This window comes from Zavarzinia sp. (assembly GCF_049306435.1).
In the GTDB taxonomy this organism is placed as follows: Bacteria; Pseudomonadota; Alphaproteobacteria; order Zavarziniales; family Zavarziniaceae; genus Zavarzinia.
The window spans coordinates 1-3,799 of record NZ_JBAQRT010000363.1 but is presented as its reverse complement, the minus strand read 5'-3'; the positions used below and the strand labels follow the sequence as shown (position 1 = coordinate 3,799).

Below are 3,799 nucleotides of genomic sequence, written 5' to 3'. Positions count from 1 at the left end.
GCCCTCGCGCCGATAGGCCGCCCGATGCTCATCCGTCCACGCCACAAATCACCTCCGTCAAGCCGACGGATTCGGTGAATCACACAACCCTGCCGGGCGCAATAGGCTTTTGGGTCAGGCTCTAAGTGTGCGTAGCTTCAATAAGCGCATCGAGGAACTCGGCTTCCCTCTTGGCTTTGTCCTGTCGCTGCCAGTTCTTCAAGGCAATAAAAGCGATGATCGCTGTAGCAACGGGAGCAAGTGCTTTGATGACCTCAAGCCAGTTGATGTTCGTGATCGCATCAACGGCCCACGCAAGCGTGTCGCACATCAACTCCCCCATTGAAATGGCGGGCAGCGCCCGATGAAGATGAGAACTATGAAATCGTCATAACCCTTTGATGATTATGAAGATACTTGGTGTTGTGCGGTTATCGGCGGGTTTCGGCGGCATTTGGGTGGCTAACGGCGGCCATTTCGGGCGTTTAGCAGGGTATTTCCGTTTTGTCCTCCGATTGCCGACATGCAGTTGCTCTTTGGATCTGTCGCTTCCTCCGATCTGCTCGGCTCATCGATCAAACGACGGAAACTGGGACGAAGCCGCCGCTCGCGAGTGCGACCGTGAAGTGCAGCCGCTATATTTGATCGACCCTAGACGAGCGCCCCTCAGAAGGTGGTGATAGCTGCAAGCGTCGTCCGCCATCGCGACATCAGTGCGCCGACCGACGTTCCCGACGCTGCGTAAATCGAGTCAAGAGTTGCGATGTAGTAGTGCTTTGCCAAGCGCCGCGCACCAGGCTGAAAATTTCCGGCGCGAGCGATGGCGAATGTGCCAGTTGAAAAAAGTCCGCGATAAGTGGTGTTGCGAATTCCCCAGCGTGAGTTGGTAGACGCTTCGAAAATACGACACTCGCCGATGCCCTGCGGCGCCGTGATTAAGGCAAGGTCGAACATCCGTGCGAGAGTCTGGCGCGTTTCGTCGAGCACGCCGTCCCCTGTCTTGTCCTTGCACTCGATGGCAGCAACAGGGAGCCCGTGCGGATAGCCACCACCGTTGAACCTAAGCTGCTCAGCGATTTCCGCCGGGATTACCGAAACATCGCACTCGTGCCGCGCATCGCTGCGTCCTTTCCATTGCAGGCTACCGTGGATCTCGAGCCGGGTGCCATGCACATTGTGCTCGAGATGGACGAAGCAAGGACCTGACGGATTGCTCGGGCGCAACTGGCTCGGACCTCCCGGCAAGTCGAAAGGCTGGCCAGCGGAGAGCGGGGAGCCATCGCCGCGTCGTAACTCGACCGTCCAGTGACCGGTCCGTCTCGCTTCCATGGCAATCTTTACGAGCAGCCATGCTTCGAGCGCTTTACCATCGCCACTGGGCACAGCGGTCGGTCCGTGCGCCGCGCGAAACGCGCGTAGCATATTGCGCAATTCGGTCTCGGCGGTGGAACTGAGCGCCATCAGACGATCGCCCCGGGTGTTGCGATCCGGGCCAATAGTTCGTCGAGCTTGTCGGCAACGTCGCTCTGGCCAATGTCGTCGCGACCGAGCGGAAAATTGGGATTGTCGTCGCGGGCCGTGGCCAGTCGGTCGGTGCCTTCGACGGGGTCGACGAATCTGATGCGGATCGGTTTTCCCTTCCCAAGTTCACCCAGCATGCGCTCTGCTTCCGCAAGCGCCTTTGCCGGTGCGACGAGGCGGCGGTGCAGAATTTGCATGGCTGCAGGGAGCTGATCCTCAGGCGCGACCGGCTCTCGCGCATCGTAATCGGCCTTCTCGGTATCGAGCGCCTCTTCATCAAGTTCGCGTTGGTCTCGCCCCTGGCTGATTTCGACCATGAGATCGCCAGCAAGTACACCGAACCCTTCCTCGTTGAGGATGCGAATAATTGTCATGACATCTTCGTTAATGGCCATAATGTCTCCTGCCGATGTTATGACAGAGGTGGTACCACTTGGCGAGATCTCGTTGATTGCAGCCCTGCAAAAGCCTCATCGCGAGCACCCGATACGAAGAGCATCATTATGCGCTATCCGTAGAAGCCTCTCATGTCAGCCGTCAGACATGCTCTACTGTCAAATTTCAGAACGGCTGTGTCTGGTATCGTCACTGTTAGCGCCGTACAACAGACTTTTGAGGCGCAAAGCTTACTGGCCGCTTAGGGACACCCCATTGGCAGCTTCTATCGAAAGCTACCGGACTGCCAGCTTGAGGCATGGAAATATCGGGCAATAGCGTGGAATCGGCGGTTGGCTATACCGCATGGTGGTGTGCGATGATCGGCGGCGATATCGGGTCATAGAGGGAAATCGGCGGGGTTGGCGGATGGGGTGGGATTCGAACCCACGGTGAGTTGCCCCACGGCGGTTTTCAAGACCGCTGCCTTAAACCACTCGGCCACCCATCCTCGGGCGCCCTTTTAGCCTTCTGCGGGGTTTTGGCGCAACCGCTTCATGCGAGGCCGAAGAAGGGCGCGAGGTCGGGCAGGGGGCCGTCGTCGGCAAAGGCGAGGATGCCGGCGCAGAGGCGGCCGGCGAGGGCGCGGCCGAGGCCGCCGTGGGCCATCAGCATCTGCGCCTTGTCGATCATCACTTCGCGGCTGAGGGGGGATTCCGGATCGCCGAGGGCGTGGGCGCGGCGGGCGGTGAGGGTCTCGCCGTCGGCAAGGGTCACGGTGACGGCGCTGCCCCAGGCGGCGGGATAGGCGGCGGTGAAATCGGGCGTGGCGGCGAGGGTCGTGCGGGCGCGGAGGGGTGCCAAGCGGTCTCGCGCCGCTGCCTCGAAACTGGCGAAATCGACCTGGCCGTCTTCAATCGCGGCGGCGACGCAGTGGTGGAGGGAGAATTTCGCCTCGTAAGGCGTCTCGGGCGCCGGGCGGTCGCAGACGTCGAGGGCGGCGGGGTAAGCCTCCACCGCTAGCCCTACGATGGCGCGGCCGGCGATCCGGCCGTGCAGCTCGAGGGCGGCGTCGATGGCGGGGTGGGTGTGGCGGCACGAGGGCCAGGGCTTGATCGAAGTCTGCGTCAGGGCCCAGGGGCCGGCGGGATCGGCGAGGACGTTTTCGGGCTGCGCATCCGGGCAGGCGGCGCGGAAGAAGCCCTTGTCCCCTTCGAGAATGGCGGGCGGGCCGGAGAAGCCCCGGGCGGCCAGATCGGCGGCGAGCAGCCCGGCGGAGGCGGCATGGCCGGCGTGCAGATGTTTGGTCATCGCCCCCGTCGCCATGAATTGCCACAGGCCCGACGACTGGCTGCCGGCATTGCCGAAGGCGTCCACCAGCGCGGGCGCGGAGAGGCCGAGCAGTTTGCCGGCGGCGGCGGCCGCGCCATAGGGGCCGCAGGTCGCCGTGTTGTGCCAGATCCGGTAATGGGCGGCGCCGACCGCGAGGCCCACCCGGCAGGCGGCCTCGAAGCCCCAGAGCACGGCGTCGAGGAAGGCATGGCCGCCGACCTCCAGCCGGCTGCCGAGGGCAAGGGCGGCGGGCACGACGACACAGCCCGGATGCACCACGGAGCCCCGGTGCAGGTCGTCGACCTCGAGAATATGGGTGAGGGCGCCCATGACGAAGGCGCGGCCGGCGGTATCGCGCGGCTCCGCCCCCGCCCACTCGGTCAGGATGCGGCCGGGTGCCGTCCGGCGCCCGCCGATGGCGTTGGCGATGGCATCGAGCGTGAAGAGGGCGGCGGCCGCGCGGTCGTCGGCGCTGATCGGCCGGCGCCGCAGCAGGGCGGCGAGCCCTTGGGTCAGGGTCGCGCTTTCGGGGAGGTCGTCGGTCATGGTCATCGGCGGAAGAATGGCCCCGGGGCCTTAGCTGTGGCAAACA

Annotated in this window: 4 protein-coding genes and 1 tRNA gene; all 5 read right to left on the bottom strand. The window is 63.6% G+C overall.

What is annotated here, in order from left to right:
- Positions 1-121 precede the first annotated feature (121 nt).
- The 5 genes from WAZ62_RS20745 to WAZ62_RS20725 all read right to left on the bottom strand — a co-directional run bounded on the left by WAZ62_RS20745 (position 122) and on the right by WAZ62_RS20725 (position 3,753).
- Complete coding sequence (locus WAZ62_RS20745; RefSeq protein ID WP_422645435.1) at positions 122-310, bottom strand: hypothetical protein; 189 nt, start codon at positions 308-310, stop codon at positions 122-124.
- 335 nt (positions 311-645) lie between these two features.
- Complete coding sequence (locus WAZ62_RS20740) at positions 646-1,440, bottom strand: hypothetical protein (protein WP_422645434.1); 795 nt, start codon at positions 1,438-1,440, stop codon at positions 646-648.
- The gene (locus WAZ62_RS20735) at positions 1,440-1,895 is read right to left on the bottom strand and encodes a hypothetical protein (protein WP_422645433.1); all 456 of its coding nucleotides are present in this window, start codon (positions 1,893-1,895) and stop codon (positions 1,440-1,442) included. Before WAZ62_RS20735 ends, WAZ62_RS20740 begins: the two co-directional genes overlap by 1 nt.
- 403 nt (positions 1,896-2,298) lie before the next feature.
- Positions 2,299-2,386: transfer RNA gene (locus tag WAZ62_RS20730), tRNA-Ser, on the bottom strand.
- Between the two features lie 44 nt (positions 2,387-2,430).
- Positions 2,431-3,753 (bottom strand): MmgE/PrpD family protein, encoded by a 1,323-nt coding sequence (locus tag WAZ62_RS20725; protein ID WP_422645432.1) that lies wholly within the window; start codon positions 3,751-3,753, stop codon positions 2,431-2,433.
- Between the last annotated feature and the right edge of the window lie 46 nt (positions 3,754-3,799).